The sequence below is a fragment of the Microvirga sp. TS319 genome, assembly GCF_041276405.1.
In the GTDB taxonomy this organism is placed as follows: domain Bacteria; phylum Pseudomonadota; class Alphaproteobacteria; order Rhizobiales; family Beijerinckiaceae; genus Microvirga.
In genome coordinates, this window is sequence record NZ_JBGGGT010000002.1 from 1029118 (window position 1) to 1047675 (window position 18558).

22 protein-coding genes are annotated in these 18558 nt (G+C 65.1%); 13 read left to right on the forward strand and 9 right to left on the reverse strand.

All coding sequences use genetic code 11. The annotated features are described in order from the left end of the window. Window positions 1-2: 2 nt before the first annotated feature. Both AB8841_RS14245 and AB8841_RS14250 read right to left on the reverse strand, forming a co-directional pair. Complete coding sequence (locus tag AB8841_RS14245; protein WP_370436488.1) at window positions 3-929, reverse strand: DUF58 domain-containing protein; 927 nt, start codon at window positions 927-929, stop codon at window positions 3-5. 10 nt (window positions 930-939) lie between these two features. After that, a complete protein-coding gene (locus AB8841_RS14250) occupies window positions 940-1956 on the reverse strand; it encodes an AAA family ATPase (RefSeq protein ID WP_370436489.1) in 1017 nt (338 codons plus the stop codon). A gap of 201 nt (window positions 1957-2157) precedes the next feature. Between AB8841_RS14250 and AB8841_RS14255 the strand changes: the two genes are divergently transcribed. The 4 genes from AB8841_RS14255 to AB8841_RS14270 are packed head-to-tail and all read left to right on the forward strand — an operon-like array spanning window position 2158 to window position 4893. Next, entirely contained in the window at window positions 2158-2760 is a 603-nt protein-coding gene (locus tag AB8841_RS14255) for a DUF1285 domain-containing protein (RefSeq protein ID WP_370436490.1), read from the forward strand. Next, window positions 2757-3395: a CoA pyrophosphatase gene (locus AB8841_RS14260; protein ID WP_370436491.1), complete on the forward strand. Its 639-nt coding sequence runs from the start codon at window positions 2757-2759 to the stop codon at window positions 3393-3395. The genes AB8841_RS14255 and AB8841_RS14260 overlap by 4 nt, the downstream gene beginning before the upstream one ends. Beyond that, on the forward strand, window positions 3392-3649 hold the full coding sequence (locus tag AB8841_RS14265; protein WP_370436492.1) for a DUF6111 family protein: 258 nt from the start codon (window positions 3392-3394) through the stop codon (window positions 3647-3649). Before AB8841_RS14260 ends, AB8841_RS14265 begins: the two co-directional genes overlap by 4 nt. Continuing rightward, window positions 3646-4893 (forward strand): CCA tRNA nucleotidyltransferase, encoded by a 1248-nt coding sequence (locus tag AB8841_RS14270; RefSeq protein WP_370436493.1) that lies wholly within the window; start codon window positions 3646-3648, stop codon window positions 4891-4893. The genes AB8841_RS14265 and AB8841_RS14270 overlap by 4 nt, the downstream gene beginning before the upstream one ends. 76 nt (window positions 4894-4969) lie before the next feature. Here AB8841_RS14270 and hemF read toward each other — a convergent pair whose 3' ends face one another. Together hemF and AB8841_RS14280 are read right to left on the reverse strand one after the other, a co-directional pair. Beyond that, window positions 4970-5866: an oxygen-dependent coproporphyrinogen oxidase gene (gene hemF, locus AB8841_RS14275; RefSeq protein ID WP_370436494.1), complete on the reverse strand. Its 897-nt coding sequence runs from the start codon at window positions 5864-5866 to the stop codon at window positions 4970-4972. A gap of 10 nt (window positions 5867-5876) precedes the next feature. After that, a complete protein-coding gene (locus AB8841_RS14280; protein WP_370436495.1) occupies window positions 5877-6356 on the reverse strand; it encodes a tRNA (cytidine(34)-2'-O)-methyltransferase in 480 nt (159 codons plus the stop codon). Between the two features lie 99 nt (window positions 6357-6455). Here AB8841_RS14280 and AB8841_RS14285 point away from each other — a divergent pair, with 99 nt between their 5' ends. From AB8841_RS14285 to AB8841_RS14310, 6 genes are all read left to right on the forward strand, one after another. Continuing rightward, window positions 6456-8321 carry an ABC transporter ATP-binding protein gene (locus AB8841_RS14285; protein WP_370436496.1) on the forward strand — a complete coding sequence of 622 codons (1866 nt, stop codon included), beginning with the start codon at window positions 6456-6458 and terminating at the stop codon, window positions 8319-8321. Between the two features lie 193 nt (window positions 8322-8514). Beyond that, window positions 8515-9078, forward strand: coding sequence for a ubiquinol-cytochrome c reductase iron-sulfur subunit (petA, locus tag AB8841_RS14290; RefSeq protein ID WP_370436497.1), 564 nt, complete (start codon window positions 8515-8517; stop codon window positions 9076-9078). Between the two features lie 25 nt (window positions 9079-9103). After that, window positions 9104-10384 carry a cytochrome bc complex cytochrome b subunit gene (locus AB8841_RS14295; protein WP_370436498.1) on the forward strand — a complete coding sequence of 427 codons (1281 nt, stop codon included), beginning with the start codon at window positions 9104-9106 and terminating at the stop codon, window positions 10382-10384. Between the two features lie 23 nt (window positions 10385-10407). Further along, window positions 10408-11292: a cytochrome c1 gene (locus tag AB8841_RS14300; protein WP_370436499.1), complete on the forward strand. Its 885-nt coding sequence runs from the start codon at window positions 10408-10410 to the stop codon at window positions 11290-11292. 189 nt (window positions 11293-11481) lie between these two features. Then, entirely contained in the window at window positions 11482-12093 is a 612-nt protein-coding gene (locus AB8841_RS14305) for a 2'-5' RNA ligase family protein (protein WP_370436500.1), read from the forward strand. Between the two features lie 68 nt (window positions 12094-12161). Next, window positions 12162-13046 (forward strand): S-methyl-5'-thioadenosine phosphorylase, encoded by an 885-nt coding sequence (locus AB8841_RS14310; protein ID WP_370436501.1) that lies wholly within the window; start codon window positions 12162-12164, stop codon window positions 13044-13046. 110 nt (window positions 13047-13156) lie between these two features. Here AB8841_RS14310 and AB8841_RS14315 read toward each other — a convergent pair whose 3' ends face one another. After that, entirely contained in the window at window positions 13157-13348 is a 192-nt protein-coding gene (locus tag AB8841_RS14315; RefSeq protein WP_370436502.1) for a hypothetical protein, read from the reverse strand. A gap of 52 nt (window positions 13349-13400) precedes the next feature. On the opposite strand from AB8841_RS14315, the gene AB8841_RS14320 reads away from it, so the two are divergent. Then, window positions 13401-13946, forward strand: a complete 546-nt coding sequence (locus AB8841_RS14320; protein ID WP_370436503.1) for an adenine phosphoribosyltransferase — start codon at window positions 13401-13403, stop codon at window positions 13944-13946. A gap of 13 nt (window positions 13947-13959) precedes the next feature. Then, on the forward strand, window positions 13960-14541 hold the full coding sequence (locus tag AB8841_RS14325) for an HD domain-containing protein (RefSeq protein ID WP_370436504.1): 582 nt from the start codon (window positions 13960-13962) through the stop codon (window positions 14539-14541). A 25-nt stretch (window positions 14542-14566) separates the two neighbouring features. Here the strand turns inward: AB8841_RS14325 and AB8841_RS14330 are convergent, their stop codons facing one another. Both AB8841_RS14330 and nfi read right to left on the reverse strand, forming a co-directional pair. After that, the gene (locus AB8841_RS14330; RefSeq protein ID WP_370436505.1) at window positions 14567-15583 is read right to left on the reverse strand and encodes a MaoC family dehydratase; all 1017 of its coding nucleotides are present in this window, start codon (window positions 15581-15583) and stop codon (window positions 14567-14569) included. A gap of 154 nt (window positions 15584-15737) precedes the next feature. Next, window positions 15738-16415 carry a deoxyribonuclease V gene (nfi, locus tag AB8841_RS14335; RefSeq protein ID WP_370436506.1) on the reverse strand — a complete coding sequence of 226 codons (678 nt, stop codon included), beginning with the start codon at window positions 16413-16415 and terminating at the stop codon, window positions 15738-15740. 168 nt (window positions 16416-16583) lie between these two features. Between nfi and AB8841_RS14340 the strand changes: the two genes are divergently transcribed. Further along, window positions 16584-17009 (forward strand): group III truncated hemoglobin, encoded by a 426-nt coding sequence (locus AB8841_RS14340; protein ID WP_370436507.1) that lies wholly within the window; start codon window positions 16584-16586, stop codon window positions 17007-17009. A gap of 132 nt (window positions 17010-17141) precedes the next feature. Here the strand turns inward: AB8841_RS14340 and AB8841_RS14345 are convergent, their stop codons facing one another. Next, the gene (locus AB8841_RS14345) at window positions 17142-17306 is read right to left on the reverse strand and encodes a hypothetical protein (RefSeq protein WP_370436508.1); all 165 of its coding nucleotides are present in this window, start codon (window positions 17304-17306) and stop codon (window positions 17142-17144) included. Window positions 17307-17422: 116 nt separating this feature from the next. Next, the gene (gene ychF / locus AB8841_RS14350; protein WP_370436509.1) at window positions 17423-18520 is read right to left on the reverse strand and encodes a redox-regulated ATPase YchF; all 1098 of its coding nucleotides are present in this window, start codon (window positions 18518-18520) and stop codon (window positions 17423-17425) included. Window positions 18521-18558 lie beyond the last annotated feature (38 nt).

Sequence of the window (18558 nt, forward strand, 5' to 3'; positions counted from 1 at the left end):
GGCTAGAGTCCTCCCCATGTCACGCCGCGAGCGGCCGAGACCAGCGTCAGCAGGCGCAGCGCCGCCTCGCTGGCCGGCCGATCGGTGCGATGGACCGTGAAGGTCCAGCCTCGGCGGCGGGTGATCTCCTGCAACTCGGCGCGATGCTGCGCGATCCGCTCCCGATAGGCGCGGCCCCAGGCCTGGGCATCGCCGATGCGAAGCGAGAGGCCGTCCTCGAGGTCGTGCAGGACGGCTTGGCCCTGGAACGGGAAGGTCTCCTCGACGGGATCGACGATCATGACCAGATGGCCGCGCGAGCCGCGGGCGGAGATACCCTCGACGGCGGCACCGATGTCGCGCACGGGAGAGAGAAAGTCGCTGATGAGAATGGCTTCGTGCTGAGGCGCGATGGGAGCGCCCGGCGGAAGATCGTCCTCCAGGGATGAACGGTCCGTCACCAGGGTCTGGGCCATGGTCTCGGCGATACGCCGCGTGGCGCGCGGCGCCATCAGGCCGAGCATGCCGACCCGCTCGCCCGATTCCACGAAGCAATCGGCGAGAGCCAGGCCCAGCACCACGGCGCGCTCGATCTTGGGAGCCTGGGCAAGTTCCGAGGCATAGGCCATCGAGGCGGAGCGGTCGATCCAGACCCACAGAGTCTGGGCCGTTTCCCATTCACGCTCGCGCACGTAGAGCCGGTCGTCGCGGCCGGAGCGGCGCCAGTCGATGCGCTGGGCGGCCTCGCCGGTCACGAAGGGACGGAATTGCCAGAAGCTCTCGCCGACGCCGGAACGTCTGCGGCCATGGATTCCATGCGCGAGGTTCGCCGCCACGCGTCGTGCCTCGAGCACGAGGCGCGGCATGCGATGGGCGAGCGAGAGGGCGCTCTCGGTTTCCTGGCGCCCTGGTGAGCGGGCGCTCTCGGGAAGGACCCGGACACGGGCCATGACGAAATCCCTAACCCGCCAGCCGGGCGGTGAGGCGGCCGATGACGCTCGACAGCGTTTCGCCGTCGGCGCGGGCCGAGAAGGTGAGCGCCATCCGGTGCTTGAGGACGGGCTCGGCGAGCGCCACCACGTCGGCGATGGAGGGGGCGACGCGGCCTTCGATGAGGGCTCGCGCCCGAACCGCCAGCATCAGCGCCTGGCTCGCGCGAGGGCCGGGGCCCCAGAGGATCTTGTCGGTCAGGCCGTCGCCGCTTTCGCTCTCGGGACGGGCGGAGCGGACGAGATCGAGGATCGCCTCGACCACGCTCTCGCCGACCGGCAGGCGCCGGACGAGGCGCTGCGCGTTCATGAGGGCGTCGGCGTCCATGACGGCGACGGGCTTGTGGTCCTCCGCGCCGGTCGTCTCGATGAGGATGCGCCGCTCGGCCTCGCGGGTCGGGTAGCTCACGTCGATCTGCAGAAGGAAGCGGTCGAGCTGGGCCTCGGGGAGGGGATAGGTGCCCTCCTGCTCGATGGGATTCTGGGTGGCCAGCACATGGAAGGGCTGGGGCAGGTCGTGGCGCTCGCCGCCCACGGACACGTGATGCTCCTGCATGGCCTGAAGCAGGGCGGATTGGGTGCGGGGGCTCGCGCGGTTGATCTCGTCCGCCATGAGAAGCTGGGTGAAAACCGGGCCCCTGACGAAGCGGAAGGAGCGGCGGCGGTCGGCTCCCTCGTCCAGAATTTCCGAACCCAGGATGTCCGAGGGCATCAGGTCCGGCGTGAACTGGATGCGGCGGGCGTCCAGGCCTAGAACGGTGCCGAGCGTCTCGACGAGCTTGGTCTTGGCGAGGCCAGGGACGCCGACGAGCAGGCCGTGGCCGCCCGCGAGCAGAGTGATCAGGGTCTGATCGACGACGTCTTCCTGGCCGAAAATGACCGTGTGAATGGCCTCCCGGGCGCGCCCGACAGTCTCAAGCGTCGCCTCCGCATTGCGGATGATCGCATCGTCCAGGGCGGTGGGCGCTTGAGAAATGCTGGCCGTCATGAGGTCACTCTCCCTCTCATTGCATACGCCCCCGAACATCTAGTCTGCCTTCGATCCCTATCGAGTGGCAAGAGTCGATGCGCCGCAGCGAACGAGGCCAAAGGATTGGATGTCGCGGCCGGGGACTCTATGCTTAAGGAAGTAACCGATCACAGCCTCCCGTCGATCTGAAGAATTCACTTTCCTGTTCACGCTTGCGTCATGACCCATTCCGACATACCCGCAACCGGCAGCGCCCTGGCCCGGCTCACCCAGGCGCTGGGCCCGGACGTCTGGCAGAAGGGCCTCCCTCCGGTGGAGCGCTGGAACCCGCCCTATTGCGGCGAGATCGACATGCGCATCGCCGCCGATGGCTCATGGCACTACATGGGCTCGCCGATCAACCGGCCGGCCCTCGTCAGGCTCTTCTCCACGGTTCTGCGGAAGGACCCGGAGCGCTATGTGCTCGTCACGCCCGTCGAGCGGGTGGGAATCGTCGTCGAGGATGCGCCCTTCCTGGCGGTCGAGATGGCGCTCGAGGGCGAGGGGGAAGACCGCCAGATCGCCTTCCGCACCAATGTGGATGATCTCGTGCCGGTGGGGCCGGACAATCCCCTGCGCTTCGAAGAGGGCGAGCATGGGGGCGTCAAGCCTTACGTGAAGGTTCGTGGCGACCTGTGGGCGCTCGTCACCCGCTCCCTGGCCATGGACCTGATCGCGCTCGCCGAGGAGCGGGATGTCGAGGGACAAAAACTCTTCGGGGTCGCGGTGAAGGAGGGCTTTTATCCCATCGCCGCTTTCGTCGACCCCGGAGAGCTGTCATGAGGACCGCCCCCCTGGACCGGCCGGATTTCCTCACCCTTGCGGCCGAGCGCCTGCGGCCGGAGCCGCCGAACCCGGAGGATGCCCTGGCCAATCCGCGCGGGGATCACAGCCTCGACGACGTGCCCCTCGTCCACCCCTTGAACCCGAAACCCGCGGCCGTGCTGGTGCCCGTCGTGATGCGAGAGGAGCCGACGCTCCTGCTCACGGAGCGGTCCGCACAGCTGCGCCAGCATTCGGGACAGATCGCCTTTCCCGGAGGCCGGGTCGATCCGACCGATGAATCGATCCTGGCGGCAGCCTGCCGCGAAGCGGACGAAGAAATCGGGCTCGACAGCAGGTTCATCGGCCTGCTCGGCTATCTCGATCCTTATCTCTCTACCACCAATTACCTGGTCATTCCCGTCGTGGCGCGGGTCTCGCCGTCCTACACGCTCCATCTCAATCCGCATGAAGTGGCCGACGCCTTCGAGGTGCCGCTGAGCTTCCTCATGGATCCGGCGCGGCACGAGCTTCATTCCCGCGAATGGAAGGGCCGGCTTCGCCGTTATTATGCAATGCCCTTCGAGGACCGCTATATCTGGGGCGTGACGGCGGGAATCATCCGCAACCTCTACGAAAGGCTCTACATATCGTGACGCGCGCGTTCCTGCAGGGATTGGTGCTGTTCCTCCTGCCCTTCGTTCTCTTCGCCGCCTATCTCGTGATTCGTCGCCGGAATGCTCTCGTCTGGTCCTCGTGGAGCGATCAATCCCTCTGGCTCGCCATGGCGGGCCTGGTCATGGTCATCGCATCCCTCGTCTTCACGGGCCTGACGACGGAGCGGCATACCGGCGCCTTCGTGCCGACGCATATGGAGAATGGACGAGTCGTCCCGGGACAGTTCCAGTGAATCAGACACTCGATCACAAAGCGCTTCTCGGCCTTCTCGATCGCCCGCCTCTGCGCCGCCTTCTCACGGTCCTCAACGGACAGAGCGAAGAGACGCGCATCGTCGGCGGCGCCGTGCGCAACGCCCTGCTCGGGCGGCCCGTGACGGAGGTCGATTGCGCCACCACCATGCTGCCCGAGGCGATGGTCAAGCGGGCGGATGGGGCCGGGTTCAAGTCGGTCCCGACCGGCATCGATCACGGCACCGTGACCGTGATCGTCGATGGAGAGCCCTTCGAGGTCACCACCCTGCGCGTGGACGTGGAGACGAACGGGCGTCAGGCCGTCGTGCATTTCGGGCGCGATTTCGTGCTCGATGCCACGCGGCGCGACTTCACCATCAACGCTCTCTCCCTTGGCACCGACGGCCGGCTTTATGACTACACGGACGGTATTGCGGATCTGAGCGCGCGCCGCGTGCGGTTCATCGGCGACCCGCACACGCGCATCCGCGAGGATTATCTGCGGATCATGCGCTTCTTCCGCTTCTACGCGGAATATGCGGAGGGCGAGCCCGATCCGGAAGGGCTCGCCGCGGCGGGATCCGAGCGCCAGGGCCTGGAGATCCTGTCGAAGGAGAGAATTCGCCACGAGCTCCTCAAGCTCCTCGTGGCGCGCCGCGCCGAGGAGACGCTGCGTGTCCTGAGCTCTTACGGGTTTCTCACATGGCTGTTCGCCGGTGCGGTCGAGTTCGGGCGCTTCAGTCGGGTCGCGAGGTTCGACGAGGACGATCCGGTCGCGATCTGGCGTCTCGCTGCACTTGCCGTGATGGTCGCGGAGGATGCGGAGCGTCTGCGCGAGCACCTGAGATTGTCCAACGACGAACACAGGAAGCTCGTCGCCTATGCCCGGCTGCTCGTCGCCTTGAAGGGCCGAGCCCTCCCGCTCGACGCCACGGCCGTCCGCCGCCTCGTCGCGGACCACGGCGTCGAGACGCTGAGCGTCGCCCTGACGGCTATCGATGGAGAGCCTCGGCCTGTCGTCCTGGAGGATGCGTTCGGCGCCCTTGAGCGCTTTCGCAGCGGTGCGGAACCCGTACCGGTCTTTCCACTGCGGGGCGCCGATCTCATCGCGCGCGGCATTCCGAAAGGGCCGAGGATCGGCCAGATCCTCGGCTTGGCGCGTCAGGCATGGCTGGCGGAGGGATGCCGGACCGACGAGGCCTATGTGCAGGACCTGCTGGCGCGGGTTTTGGCGCAGCTTTGAACGCCCCTCGCTTCCTTCTGCACCAAGAGCATCGGACCCAAAAGTGGACTTTTACTTTTGGAATCGATCCGACGCTCTACGGCCACCGCACCGTCGGCGGCATCGAGGACAGGATCGAGGCGATGTTGCCGCCGGTCTTGAGGCCGAAGATCGTGCCACGGTCGTAGAGCAGGTTGAACTCCACGTAGCGGCCACGCCGCACCTGCTGTTCGATGCGGTCCTCCTCCGTCCAGCTCTTCGTCACGTTGCGGCGCACGATCTCGGGATAGATTGCCAGGAAGGCCTCGCCCACGTCCTTGGTGAAGGCGAGGTCCTCGTCGGGATTTCCGGTCCAGTGATAATCGTAGAAGATGCCGCCGATGCCGCGTGGCTCGTGGCGGTGCTTGAGGTAGAAATACTCGTCGCACCACTTCCTGTACTTCTCGTAAGCGCCTCCCGGAGCATGGCGGTGGCAGGCGTCCTCCATCGCCGCGTGGAAGGCGACGGTATCGGGATCGTCCTGCGTGCGGCGGCGGTCGAGCACCGGCGTCAGATCCGCTCCGCCGCCGAACCAGGCTTTCGTCGTCACCACGAAGCGCGTGTTCATGTGAACGGTCGGCACGTTCGGGTTCCAGGGATGGGCGATGAGCGAGATGCCGCCGGCCCAGAAGCGCGGGTCCTGGTCCGAGCCGGGGATCTGGCCGCGGAATTCGGGCGCGAACTCGCCGTGCACGGTCGAGACATGGACGCCCACCTTCTCGAACACCCGTCCGTGCATCATGGACATCACCCCGCCGCCGCCCGGCGCGCCGCTATGGTCCTTGCGCTCCCAGGGGGTGCGCGCGAAACGTCCGGCCTGCGAGGCCTCCGGGGGCAGGGGAGCCGTGACCTCGTCCTCGATCGCCTCGAAAGCGGCGCAGATCCGGTCGCGCAGGGACGCGAACCAGAGAGGGGCTTCGATCTGAAGGCGTTCGATATCGGCTTTGTCGGTCATGGTCGTCGCTTCACATGTCGGTTGGGGAGGGCATAGGGAAGGAGCCGGTCTGCCGCAAGGCTTCGCCGAGGATCATGGCGGCCGTGACGGCCACGTTGAGCGAGCGCATGCCCGCCTGCATCGGCACGATGATCCGGGCATCCGCCGCCGCATGGACCTCGTCCGGCACGCCGGCGGATTCGCGGCCCACAAGGACGATGTCCTCCGGCGCGTAGCGGAAGTCCGTGTAGGGCACCGCCCCCTTCGTGGTGGCGAGCACAAGCCTGCCCCGGCCCTCGCGCCGCCACTCCTCGAAGGCGCGCCAGGATATGTGACGCGTGATCGTCACGTGATTGAGGTAGTCCATGCCGGAGCGGCGAAGATTGCGGTCGGAGACGTCGAAGGCTGCAGGCTCGATGATCTCGACCGGCACGCCGAGGCAGGCGGCGAGGCGCAGCATGGTGCCGGTGTTCTGCGGAATGTCCGGCTGGAAAATGGCGAGACGAGGCATGGCACCCTCATCGGGGCAGGCGGGCCCTACGTCAAGTGAACGCTTTCGGTCTCACGGGTGTTAAAGCAAGGGACAAGGAAGGGAAAATCGGGGAAGGGCATGTTCCGGTGGCTGGAAGGACGGCTGGATCCGTTTGCTCCGTTCGATGAGAACGAGACGCCGCCGAACACGGTGGGGCGCTTCATCTGGCATTATCTCAGGCCCGTCCGCTTCTGGCTCGTAATCCTGTTCTTCGTGGCGCTGGCGGCGGGCCTGTTCGAATCGTTCCTCTACATCCTGCTGGGCTGGCTGGTGGACATTCTCGCCCATTCCGCGCCGGACCGGATCTGGGCCGAGCACGGCACGACCCTCATGGTCATGGCGGCCCTCGTCGTTTTCGTCAGGCCCGTCCTGAACTTCGCTCACGAGGTGGTCTCGAACCAGGTGATCATTCCCCAGAGCACCAACATGGTCCGCTGGCGGACCCACGTTTATACGCTGGGCCACGCGGTGAGCTATTTCCAGGCCGATTTCGCGGGCCGTCTCGCCAACCGCGTCATGCAGGGCGGCGGGGCGATCCGCAGCATCGCCGTCGCTTTGATCGATACGCTGCTCTACGTGGCGATCTACGCGATGACGGCGCTGGGTGTCTTTTCCAGCGTCAGCGCATGGCTCGCCCTGCCCATGGGGCTTTGGATCCTCGGCTACGGAATTCTCCTGCGCTATTTCGTCCCGCGCGCCAAGGAGCGCTCCCTCCAGGTGGCCGATACCCGTTCCGCCCTCGTGGGCCGGGTGGTGGACAGCTACACCAACATCCTGACGGTCAAGCTTTTCGCTCGGGCCGACGAGGAGCGGTCGGCCGTCCGGGAGGCCGTGCGGGCGAACACGGATGCCTTCCTGCGGTCCCTGAGACTCAATTCCGTCGTTTCGGGCATCCTCTCCGTCATGAACAGCCTGCTCCTGGCGGCGACCGGGATCCTCTCGGTCCTTCTGTGGAAACAGGGCGTCATGACCAGCGGCGAAGCCGCCGCCGGGCTCGCCCTCGTGATGCGGGTCCTCGCCATGTCCGGCTGGGTGATGCACGAGGTGCGCGACGTCTTCGAGAATATCGGCACCGTTCAGGAAAGCATGCAGACCATCGCCCGGCCGCACGGACTCGTGGACAGGCCCCATGCACCGCGGCTCACGGTCGTGCGGGGCGAGATCCGGTTCGAGGACGTTTCTTTCCACTATGGCCGGGATGAGGGCGTGATCGAGGGACTCGACCTCACGATCCGGGCCGGGGAGAAGGTTGGGCTCGTCGGCACCAGCGGCGCGGGCAAGACCACCATCACGTCGCTTCTCCTGCGCCTGCACGACGTGGAGGAGGGGCGCGTCCTCATCGACGGCCAGGACATCGCCCGGGTGTCGCAGGATTCCCTGCGCTCTTCCGTCGCCGTGGTCACTCAGGACACGTCGCTTCTCCACCGCTCGATCCGGGACAACATCGCCTATGGACGACCCGGGGCCACCGAAGGAGAGATCCTGGAGGCGGCGCGCCTCGCCCACGCCCACGACTTCATCATGGAGCTCGAGGATCACCGGGGGCGGCGCGGCTACGACGCCCATGTGGGCGAGCGCGGCGTGAAGCTCTCCGGCGGCCAGCGCCAGCGCATCGCCATTGCCCGGGTCATCCTGAAGAACGCCCCCATCCTGGTGCTGGACGAGGCGACCTCGGCCCTCGATTCCGAGGTCGAGGCGGCGATCCAGGAGTCGCTGTCGACCCTCATGCGGGGCAAGACGGTGCTGGCCATCGCCCACCGCCTCTCCACCATCGCGGCCCTCGACCGCCTCATCGTCCTGGAGAAGGGGCGGATCGTGGAGGAGGGGACCCATGCTCAGCTCCTCCGGGCCGGCGGGATCTATGCCAGACTCTGGCAGCGCCAATCGGGCGGCTTCCTGGGGGCGGGGGAGCGTGAGGAGGCCGCGGAAGCGGCGTCTTTCTAGGGAAACAGGTTGGAACATGTCCAATCCGCCTATGGACAGGCGGGCTTGGCCGTGCCAAAGAGCCACCGCGCGGCGACTCCCAGTCGCATTGCGTGCGCGTTGACGCGTATGCTTGTTCCTTCAACCTGGAACCGGCGTGCCGAATGTCTTGATTTGCAAGGCATTGCAGATGCGCGGTTCTCGTTTTTGATCAATGCTGGAGAGCCAAGTGGCCGAGACCACCACTCATGTCGCTGAGCCGACACGGCGCGATTTCCTTTACATCGCCACGGGCGCAGCTGCCGCTGTCGGCGGAGCAACCCTGGTATGGCCCTTCATCCAGTCTCTGGCGCCCGACGCGGCGACTGAGGCCGCCGGCGCCCCCGTCGAGGTGGACCTGTCCCCGATCGCCGAAGGGCAGATCGTGAAGGTCTTCTGGCGCGGCAAGCTGATCTTCATCCGGCACCGCACGCCCGAGGAGATCAAGGCCGCTCAGGACGTGAACGTGGCGTCCCTGCGCGATCCCCAGCCCGATTCCGCTCGCGTGAAGTCGGGCCACGATCAATGGCTCATCGTCTACGGCAACTGCACCCATCTGGGCTGCGTGCCGCTCGGCCAGCAGGGCGAGTACCATGGCTGGTTCTGCCCGTGCCACGGTTCGATCTTCGACACGTCTGGCCGCGTCCGCGGTGGTCCGGCGCCGATCAATCTGCCGATTCCGCCCTATTCCTTCGCGTCCGATACGAAGATCGTGATCGGCCAAGAGGCCACGGCGTAACCCAAGCGACGATCAGGCGATAATTATGAGCGAACACTCCACAACTTACGTTCCCAAGAGCGCCTTCGGTAAGTGGTTCGAAAGCCGCTTGCCCATCGCTGGCCTCATCCACTCCTCGTTCATCGCGTTCCCGGTGCCGCGGAACCTGACCTATTTCTGGACCTTCGGTGCCATCCTGGTCTTCATGCTCGTCTCGCAGATCGTGACGGGCGTGTTCCTGGCCATGTACTATACGCCGAATGCGGCTCTGGCCTTCCAGTCGGTCGAGCACATCATGCGCGACGTGAACTACGGATGGCTCATCCGCTATCTTCACGCCAACGGCGCGTCGATGTTCTTCGTCGCCGTCTACGTGCACATCTTCCGCAACTTCTACTACGGCTCCTACAAGGCGCCGCGCGAAGTTCTCTACATCCTGGGCGTGATCATCTTCCTCCTGATGATGGCGACCGCCTTCATGGGCTACGTGCTTCCGTGGGGCCAGATGAGCTTCTGGGGCGCCACCGTGATCACGAACCTCTTCTCGGCGGTTCCGGGCGTCGGCGAGACGATCGTGCACTATCTGTGGGGCGGCTATTCGGTGGGCAACCCGACCCTCAACCGCTTCTTCTCCCTGCATTACCTGCTGCCCTTCATGATCGTGGGCGTCGTGATCCTGCACGTCTGGGCGCTGCACGTGCCGGGCCAGAACAACCCGACGGGCATTCCGATCAAGTCGGGCAAGGACGCGGTTCCGTTCACCCCCTACGCGACGATCAAGGACATCTTCGCAGTCGTCGTGTTCATGCTCTTCTTCGCATGGTGGGTGTTCTATCTGCCGAACTATCTCGGCCACGCGGACAACTACATCCCGGCCAATCCCGCCGTGACGCCCGCGCACATCGTTCCCGAATGGTACTTCCTGCCCTTCTACGCGATCCTGCGCGCCATCCCCGACAAGCTCGGCGGCGTCATCGCCATGATCTCCGCCATCCTGATCTGGTGCTTCATGCCCTGGCTCGATACCTCCAAGGTGCGCTCCACGGCCTACCGCCCGCTCTACAAGCAGTTCTTCTGGCTGTTCGTGGTCGTCTGCATCGTGCTCGGCTGGCTGGGCTCCCGTCCCGCCGAGGGCTGGTACGTGGTCGCCTCGCAGATCTGCACGGTGTACTACTTCGCCCACTTCCTGATCGTTCTGCCGGTGCTCGGCTTCGTCGAGCGTCCGCTGCCCCTGCCGAATTCGATCCTCGAATCCGTCATGGGCGTCCAGAAGGGCGGAGCCGGCATGCCGGCCGGCGCCAACGCCGCACCGCACTCCAAGGGCTGATGCGAGAGCTGGGGAAAGATAAAATGATGAAGCGTACTCTTCTCATCGCCGCAGCCGTTCTCGGCTTCTCAGGTAGCGCTTTCGCTGCCGGCGAGACCCCGGTCCCGCCGCCGCACAAATGGAGCTTCGCGGGTCCGTTCGGCACGTTCGACAGGGCTCAGCTGCAGCGCGGCTTCAAGGTCTATCGCGAGGTCTGCGCCTCCTGCCACAGCCTGAGCTACGTGGCCTTCCGCAACCTCTCCGAGGAGGGCGGCCCGGAATTCTCCGAGGCGCAGGTCAAGGCGCTCGCGGCCGAATACCAGGTCACGGACGGTCCGAACGAGGCCGGCGACATGTTCCAGCGTCCCGGCCGCCCGGCCGATCGCTTCCCGGCTCCGTTCCCGAACGAGAACGCAGCCGCGTCGGCGAACGGCGGAAAGGCTCCGCCGGACCTGTCCCTGATGCCCAAGGCTCGGACCTACGAGCGTGGCTTCCCCTGGTTCATCCTCGACGTGTTCCGCCAGTACTCGGAGAACGGCGCCGACTACATGGTCGCCCTGCTCAACGGCTACGAGGAACCGCCGGCCGGCTTCCAGATGCCCGAAGGTGGTCACTACAACCACTATTATCCGGGCCACGTGATCGCCATGCCGAAGCCGATCAGCGACGGCCAGGTCGAGTATCCGAAGAACGAGGCGGGCCAGCCGCAGGCGCCGGAGACGGTGGACCAATACGCGAAGGACGTGACGGCGTTCCTCACCTGGACGGCCGAACCGCATCTCGAGGCCCGTAAGCGCCTCGGCTTCCAGGTCATGCTGTTCCTGCTCGTCCTGTCCGGCCTGCTCTACTTCACGAAGAAGAAGATCTGGGCCCGGGTGGGCGGCGAGGTCGACGGCTACGCCACCCCGCCGATGACCCACAATCCTTGACGATCAAAGGCCCCGGTTTCCGGGGCCTTTTTCTTTCCGGGTGACATTCTCCGGGCCCGGAATGAGCGCATTGTCGGCTCGCAACGCGCATCCGTTTTTCCGCAAGAACGATGCGCTCTTTGCAGGAAGGGAGCATCGGACGTGAAAAGTGGAATCCACTTTTCACGTCCGATGCTCTAAGTCGTCGCCATGCTGCAGACCATTGCCGACGACATCTGGGGCCGGCCGTGCCTCGCCTATCACGTCCAGCCCGACCTCTCGCCCGAGGCCCAAAGTTGCCTTGCCCAGCTTCAGACGGCGATCGCCGAGCGCTGGCCCGTTCCGCTCTTCCTCGCGCCGCCCGAGGCCCTGCACGTGACCCTCTATGCCCTGGTTCAGGTGAAGGACCGGTATGACAAAGAGGGATACTGGGGCGCCATCGCCGAGCGCTGCCGCGCCCTGATCGACGAGCTTTGCCGGGGGCACCGTCCGCTGGAGCTGTGCTTTTCCCGTTTGAAGGTCACGGATACGGCGATCATCGCCCTCGCGACGGACGAGACCGGCCTGATCGACAAGATCCGCCACGCCCTTGCGGAAGAGATTCCCCCGCCGCCCGGCGTCGGGCCCGTTCGCTACAACCTCATCCATACGACGCTCGCGCGCTACCGCACGGCCGACCCGGTACCGGACGCGGTGGTCAGGGCCGTCGAGGCCATTCCGGTCTCGGTCACGGCGCGCGTCGAGCGCCTCAAGATCATCCGCGAAACTCTCTTTCCCTGCCGGACCACCGACGAAATCCATTCCTTCCCCTTCGCTCAGTAACGCCCATTGGGTTCTCGCCCGTCTGCCGCTATGGTGCCGGGCAATTCTGACGGGAAGGGCAAGGCAGGATGGCGAAGGCGGTACTGGGGATCATCGGCGGATCGGGGGTCTATGATCTTCCTGGGATCGAGGACGTCCGGGAATGGCGTATCGGCTCCCCCTGGGGCGAGCCCTCGGACGTGCTGCGCAAGGGTCGGATTGGCGGCACGGATGTCGTTTTCCTGCCCCGGCACGGCCGCGGCCACCGCCTCTCGCCGTCTGACATCAATTATCGCGCCAATATCGACGCGATGAAACGGGCAGGGGTGACGGACCTGATCTCCGTCTCGGCCTGCGGCTCCTTCCGGCAGGAGTATTATCCCGGTTTCTTCGTGCTGGTGGATCAGTATGTGGACCGCACGCATAAGCGCGAAGCCTCATTCTTCGGCCGGGGATGCGTGGCTCATGTGCCGATGGCGCGTCCCGTGGGCCCTCTGCTGCAGCGGCGGATCGCCCGCGCGGCCGCGGCGGAGGAGGTCCCGCATGCCGTCGGCGGCACGCTCGTTTGCATCGAAGGGCCGCAATTCTCGACCTATGCCGAATCCATCACCTACAAGGAGCTCGGCTACGACGTGATCGGCATGACGGCCATGCCCGAGGCCAAGCTCGCCCGCGAGGCCGAGATCACCTATGCGACTGTCGCCATGGTGACAGATTACGATTGCTGGCATCCCGAGCACGATAGCGTGGACGCGGCTTCCGTGGTCGCAGTCGCGCAGCGAAACGCCGCGAAGGTGGCCAACCTGATCGCCCGCATCGCCCGGGACTTCCCGGCCGAGCACGAGCCCTGTCCCGTGGGATCCGACCGGGCGCTCGACGGCGCCATCATGACGGCTCCCTCGGTGCGCGATCCCGAACTGTTGATGAAGCTTGACGCGGTGGCGGGCAGGGTTCTGAGGTCACCGGGAAGCTAGAGCATCGGACCCAAAAGTGGACTTGCACTTTTGGGATCTATCCGACGCTCCCTCCTTGGATGAGTCCGTCGTTCCTGCGAAAAACCGGGGCCACTTTTTCGCACGATGCGCTAGAGCATCATCCAGCCCGTGTGACCAAAGCCGAAGATCACGCCGAAGATCCAGCCGATGAAGACCAGGATGAAGCTGACGATGACGGCGGCCGGGATGACGGCGAGGGAAGCCTTGACGAAGAAGAGAACAAGGCTTCCAAAGGGGATGTCGATGTCGGTCAGAACGGTTCGAGAGGGTTGTTCGGCCATTGCAGGGCTCCTCTGAAAACCTCATTTCTTCTCACCTATGGCAGGCTCAAACATGGACCAGCGTCTCCTCACCGACCTGAAAGCAGCGATCCGCTCGATCCCGGACTATCCCAAGCCCGGCATCGTGTTTCGCGACATCACGACCCTTCTTGGCGATGCGCGCGCCTTCCGCCGCGCCGTCGACGAGCTGGTCCATCCCTTCGCGGGCGGGCGCGTCGACAAGGTCGCCGGCATCGAGGCGCGCGGGTTCATCCTCGGTGGCGCCATCGCCCATCAGCTCTCCTCGGGCTTCGTGCCGATCCGCAAGAAGGGCAAGCTGCCTCACGAGACGGTGCGCATCGCCTACTCGCTGGAATACGGCGTGGACGAGATGGAAATCCATACGGACGCCATCGGGCAGGGCGAGCGTGTGATCCTCGTGGACGATCTGATCGCCACCGGCGGGACGGCGGTCGCTGCGACCCAGCTCCTTCGTCAGATCGGCGCCCAGATCGTGGCGGCCTGCTTCGTCATCGATCTGCCCGACCTTGGCGGCGCCGCGAAGCTGCGCGACCTCGGCGTCGAGGTGCGCAGCCTCGTGAGTTTCGAGGGGCATTAGAGGGATATCGCAGATGCCGGGCGACCGTATCCTCGGAGCGCTGCAATTCCTGAAGGAGGCGGAGCGGCTCAAGAGCACGCTCCGCAGCGGCTATACCTCCACGGGCCGCCCGGAGAGCGTGGCTGAGCACACATGGCGCCTGTGCCTCATGGCGCTCGTGCTCGCGGACGAGTTCGAGGGCATCGATGCCTTGCGCCTTATCAAGCTCTGCATCGTCCACGATCTCGGCGAGGCCCTGAGCGGGGACATTCCGGCCGTCATGCAGACGGATGGCATCAACAAATCCGCCCGCGAAAGGGCGGATTTGGAACAGCTCACCCAGGCGCTCGATCCGGCAAAGCGCATGGAGGTCCTGTCATTGTGGGAGGAATATGAGGCGGCTGCCACGTCCGAGGCCGTTCTCGCCAAGGGCCTCGACAAGCTGGAGACGATCCTGCAGCACGTTCAGGGGCAGAACCCTGCGGACTTCGATTACGCGTTCAATCTCGGCTATGGGCAAAAACAGACCTCGGCCCATCCGTTGCTGGCCGAGATCCGCGCTCTGCTCGACAAGGAGACGCGAGCGCGGGCGGAGGCTTCAGGGTCCGATCGCTGAGCAGCGGCAGGATGGCGCGTGAGCCTCAGGGCCGCCGTTCCCAGAACACCATACCCTCGAAGGAGAAGACCTCCTCTCCATGCTGGTTCGTGGCGCTGTTGTGATAGAACACGAGCCCCCAGCCGGGGCGGGAATTCGACACGCGCTTGCCCGTCACCGTCGAGCGGTAGGTGAGGGTATCGCCTGCATAGGCGGGCTTCAGCCATTTGAGGTCGGTGAAGCCCGGGGAGGGGCCGAGCCTCGCGGGCCGGGCGCCGTGAGCCAGCGCATTCGCGCGGATGCGGCTGCGATACTCCACCATCAGCTTCATCCAGATGCTCGCCGTATGCCAGCCGGAGGCGCAGAGGGCACCGAACAGGCTCTCTTTCGCGGCTTCCGCATCCACGTGGAAGCGCTGCGGATCGAACTGCCTGGCGAAATGGATGATGTCATCGGGCTCGAAGGTGTAGGACCCCAGCTCCTCCGCCTCGCCGATCACGAGATCCTCGAAATAGGGGTTCGAAGAGATATGCGGCAGCTCCCGCTTCGGCGTGTGGTCAGGCATGGCCGAGGCCTCGGCCGCAAGGACGCTGCGGCCGGATCCCTTGACGGGTTCGGAATCGCGACGCCCGAACATGACCCAGTTCTTCTGGGTGAGCACGGTCTCATCGGCCTGGTTCAGCATCTCGAAGCCGAAGCGCACGAGTCCGATGGACGGACGGCTCTTCGAGGGCCTGCTCTCGAGGACCGTCATGCGCGAGCGCAACGTGTCGCCCGGCCGCACCGGCTTGAGCCACTTCACTTCCTCGATGCCGGGCGAGCCCATGGAGGCGGAATCCAGGATCATCCCGTCCGCGAGCAGACGCATGTTGATGCAGCAGGTGTGCCAGCCCGAGGCGATCAGCGTGCCGACAAAGCTGTCCTTGGCGGCGATCTCGTCCACGTGAAAGGGCTGAGCGTCGTATTCCCGCGCGAAGGCGAGCAGCGCTTCCTTCGTGACGGTATAGGGGCCGAGCATCTGCGCAGAGCCGGGCGTGAAGTCTTCAAAAGCGTAACGAGGCATGGCGTGATCTATGCTGTTTCCCGGCGCTTCGCTACAGCATCGGACGTGAAAAGTGGATTCCACTTTTGGGATTGGATCCGATGCTTCCTTCTTGGAAGGAGCGCATCGTCCTTGCCAAAAACCGGGGCCACTTTTTCGCACGATGCGCTCGCGCTCACGCCGGAAGCGGGCTGAACTGTCCGGCCGCGTTGTGCGCCAGGCGGATCGGTTCGGGCAAGCGATACTTTGGAGAACAGCGCAGCACGAGCTCGGCGGCGGTCGGGATATCGGCCAGATGTCCGGGCGAGATGAACATCGGGTTCTTGGCCGTGCGGGTGCGCAGGGCGACGCCGATGGTCTCCTTTCGATCGACGAGGGGGGCTGCCGACCCCTTCTCCTCGCCGAGATGCTTGTAGCGGCCGCACAGGAGGGTCTTGCCGCAGCCGACCGTGGGTCGCTGCAGCCACAGGCCCATATGGCTGGCGATGCCGATGCGGCGGGGATGGGCGATTCCCATGCCGTCGAACAGGAAGACGTCCGGCTCCGACTTCAGCTTCTCAAAAGCCTCCTCCAGCACCGGCCCCTCGCGGAAGCTCAACAGGCCCGGCACATAGGGAAACGGCGTCGCGCGCCGGGCAAGGACCGTTTCCACGAGCAGAAAACCCGGATAGGTGACGACCACGATGGCGGCCTGGGATTGCTCGTTCTTCACGCTCACGTCCACACCGGCCACGAGCTTGACCGCGTCGAGGTCGATGGGGCGGTCCGACACGACCTCCCGTCTCAGATCCTGCTGAAGGGCGATGGCCTCGGATGGGGACAGATTCCAGGAGTGGCGGTAATGAAGCTGCATGGGATGACGGGTGCGGGCTATCAGGTTCAACGCTCAAGCTGGATGAATGATCCTTTCCGTGGCATGCAATGGCCTCAACTCAGGAATGACCCGGATGGCATTCCGCCGCAAACATACCCATAAATTCGGTCGAGCCGTTTGCAAGAGAGAGATCGAAGAGAGATCAAGTTGGCCTCCCGCCCCACCACCATCCGCAGCATCCCCATCATCACGCCCGCCGAGGGTGTGACGGAAAAGATGATTCGCGAGCTTGTCGTTACGTTCTATGACCGTGTCCTGCGCGATCCCGAGCTCGGCCCCATCTTTCACGAGGCCCTGTCGGGCCGATGGAACGAGCATCTGGCAATCATGGTGGATTTCTGGTCCTCGATCGCCCTGAGGACGGCGCGCTACAGCGGCAAGCCGCAAGCGGCCCATGCCGACATGGACCTTACGCCCGAGCTGTTCGGGCGCTGGCTCGACCTGTTTGGGGAGACGGCGCGCGAGATCCTCGAGCCCGATGTGGCCGAGTTCTTCATCGGCCGCGCGCAGCGCATCGCGGAGAGCCTGCAGATCGGGCTCGGAATCGGCCCGAAGGCCCTGCGCCTGCCGTAGGGCCCTGGCGCCAGGGCCTTAGCGCCTTGTGCGAAAAAGTGGCCCCGGTTTTTCGCAGGAACGATGCGCTCTTTCCAAGGAGGGAGCATCGAATGGATCCCAAAGGTGCGAATTCACTTTTGGGCCGATGACCTAGCGCTCCCACCATTCCAGATCGTCCGCGGCCGTTTTCGGCAGGAAGGACGAAATGGCGATCATGGCGAGGCCGCAGGCCACGAGCACGGCGACGAAGAACTCGGCGTTGCCGAGGCCCGGCGAAACGATTGTTGAAATGATTGTCTTAAAGGTGTCCTGCATCGACCCAACCTCCATGCCGGACATGAAAGCAGAAACGTCCTGAACGGCCCGAAAAGCGTCCGTTCAGGTTTCCGACAGAATTTGGTTTTGCGGCTTGGCTTCAGGTTTTCTTGGCTTCAGGTGTTGAAGCGGAAGTGCATCACGTCGCCGTCCTGGACGACATAGTCCTTGCCTTCCAGCCGCAGCTTGCCCGCATCGCGCGCACCCGCCTCGCCCTTGAGCGGCACGTAGTCGGCATAGGCGATGGTCTCGGCGCGGATGAAGCCCTTCTCGAAATCCGTATGGATCACACCGGCTGCTCCAGGTGCCCGAGTCCCCCTGGTGATCGTCCAGGCGCGGGCCTCCTTCGGGCCGACGGTGAAGTAGGTGATGAGGCCGAGCAGCTCGTAGCCTGCGCGGATCACCCGGTTGAGGCCGGGCTCCTCGAGGCCTACGGCGTCGAGATAATCCTTCTGGTCCTCAGCCGGCAGAACCGCGATCTCGCTCTCGATCTTGGCCGAGACCACGACGGCCTTCGCGCCTTCTTCTTTGGCGCGCTCGAAGACCCTGCCTGAGAATTCATTGCCCTTGTCGGCGGAGGCTTCCTCCACGTTGCACACGTAGAGAACCGGCTTCGAGGACAGGAGGCCGAGCATCTGGAACAGGCGCTCCTCTTCGACCTTCCGCTCCACCATGCGGGCGGGCTTGCCCTCGCGCAGCAGGGGCAGGGTCCGGTTGACGAGGTCGAGCGTCTCCTTGGCTTCCTTGTCGTTGCCCTTGGCCTTCTTCTCAAGCGCCGTGACGCGCTTCTCGAGGCTGTCGAGGTCGGCCAGCATCAGCTCCGTCTCGATGGTCTCGATGTCGGCGATGGGGTCGATCTTGCCTTCGACATGGGTGATGTCCGTGTCCTCGAAGCAGCGCACCACATGGGCGATGGCATCCACTTCGCGGATATTGGCCAGGAACTGGTTGCCGAGGCCCTCGCCGCGGGACGCGCCGCGCACGAGGCCGGCGATATCCACGAAGGTGAGGCGGGTCGGAATGATCTGGGCCGAACCGGCGATGCCCGCGAGCTGGTCGAGACGCTCGTCCGGCACGGCCACGTCGCCCACGTTGGGCTCGATGGTGCAGAACGGATAATTCGCAGCCTGCGCGGCGGCGGTCTGCGTCAGCGCGTTGAAGAGGGTGGACTTACCTACGTTCGGCAGGCCGACGATGCCCATCTTGAAGCCCATGGCCTCACTCCTTGTCGATAGCCGGCCCAGGGCCGGCG

Excerpts from the sequence above, each read along its gene's own strand:
- hemF (WP_370436494.1), bottom strand. The coding sequence starts at position 5,866 with ATGACCGACAAAGCCGATATCGAACGCCTTCAGATCGAAGCCCCTCTC.
- AB8841_RS14305 (WP_370436500.1), top strand. The coding sequence starts at position 11,482 with ATGCTGCAGACCATTGCCGACGACATCTGGGGCCGGCCGTGCCTCGCC.
- AB8841_RS14320 (WP_370436503.1), top strand. The coding sequence starts at position 13,401 with ATGGACCAGCGTCTCCTCACCGACCTGAAAGCAGCGATCCGCTCGATC.
- AB8841_RS14295 (WP_370436498.1), top strand. The coding sequence starts at position 9,104 with ATGAGCGAACACTCCACAACTTACGTTCCCAAGAGCGCCTTCGGTAAG.
- AB8841_RS14250 (WP_370436489.1), bottom strand. The coding sequence starts at position 1,956 with ATGACGGCCAGCATTTCTCAAGCGCCCACCGCCCTGGACGATGCGATC.
- AB8841_RS14245 (WP_370436488.1), bottom strand. The coding sequence starts at position 929 with ATGGCCCGTGTCCGGGTCCTTCCCGAGAGCGCCCGCTCACCAGGGCGC.
- AB8841_RS14285 (WP_370436496.1), top strand. The coding sequence starts at position 6,456 with ATGTTCCGGTGGCTGGAAGGACGGCTGGATCCGTTTGCTCCGTTCGAT.
- petA (WP_370436497.1), top strand. The coding sequence starts at position 8,515 with ATGCTGGAGAGCCAAGTGGCCGAGACCACCACTCATGTCGCTGAGCCG.
- AB8841_RS14345 (WP_370436508.1), bottom strand. The coding sequence starts at position 17,306 with ATGCAGGACACCTTTAAGACAATCATTTCAACAATCGTTTCGCCGGGC.
- AB8841_RS14325 (WP_370436504.1), top strand. The coding sequence starts at position 13,960 with ATGCCGGGCGACCGTATCCTCGGAGCGCTGCAATTCCTGAAGGAGGCG.
- AB8841_RS14260 (WP_370436491.1), top strand. The coding sequence starts at position 2,757 with ATGAGGACCGCCCCCCTGGACCGGCCGGATTTCCTCACCCTTGCGGCC.
- AB8841_RS14315 (WP_370436502.1), bottom strand. The coding sequence starts at position 13,348 with ATGGCCGAACAACCCTCTCGAACCGTTCTGACCGACATCGACATCCCC.
- AB8841_RS14300 (WP_370436499.1), top strand. The coding sequence starts at position 10,408 with ATGATGAAGCGTACTCTTCTCATCGCCGCAGCCGTTCTCGGCTTCTCA.
- AB8841_RS14255 (WP_370436490.1), top strand. The coding sequence starts at position 2,158 with ATGACCCATTCCGACATACCCGCAACCGGCAGCGCCCTGGCCCGGCTC.
- AB8841_RS14310 (WP_370436501.1), top strand. The coding sequence starts at position 12,162 with ATGGCGAAGGCGGTACTGGGGATCATCGGCGGATCGGGGGTCTATGAT.
- AB8841_RS14280 (WP_370436495.1), bottom strand. The coding sequence starts at position 6,356 with ATGCCTCGTCTCGCCATTTTCCAGCCGGACATTCCGCAGAACACCGGC.
- ychF (WP_370436509.1), bottom strand. The coding sequence starts at position 18,520 with ATGGGCTTCAAGATGGGCATCGTCGGCCTGCCGAACGTAGGTAAGTCC.
- AB8841_RS14330 (WP_370436505.1), bottom strand. The coding sequence starts at position 15,583 with ATGCCTCGTTACGCTTTTGAAGACTTCACGCCCGGCTCTGCGCAGATG.
- nfi (WP_370436506.1), bottom strand. The coding sequence starts at position 16,415 with ATGCAGCTTCATTACCGCCACTCCTGGAATCTGTCCCCATCCGAGGCC.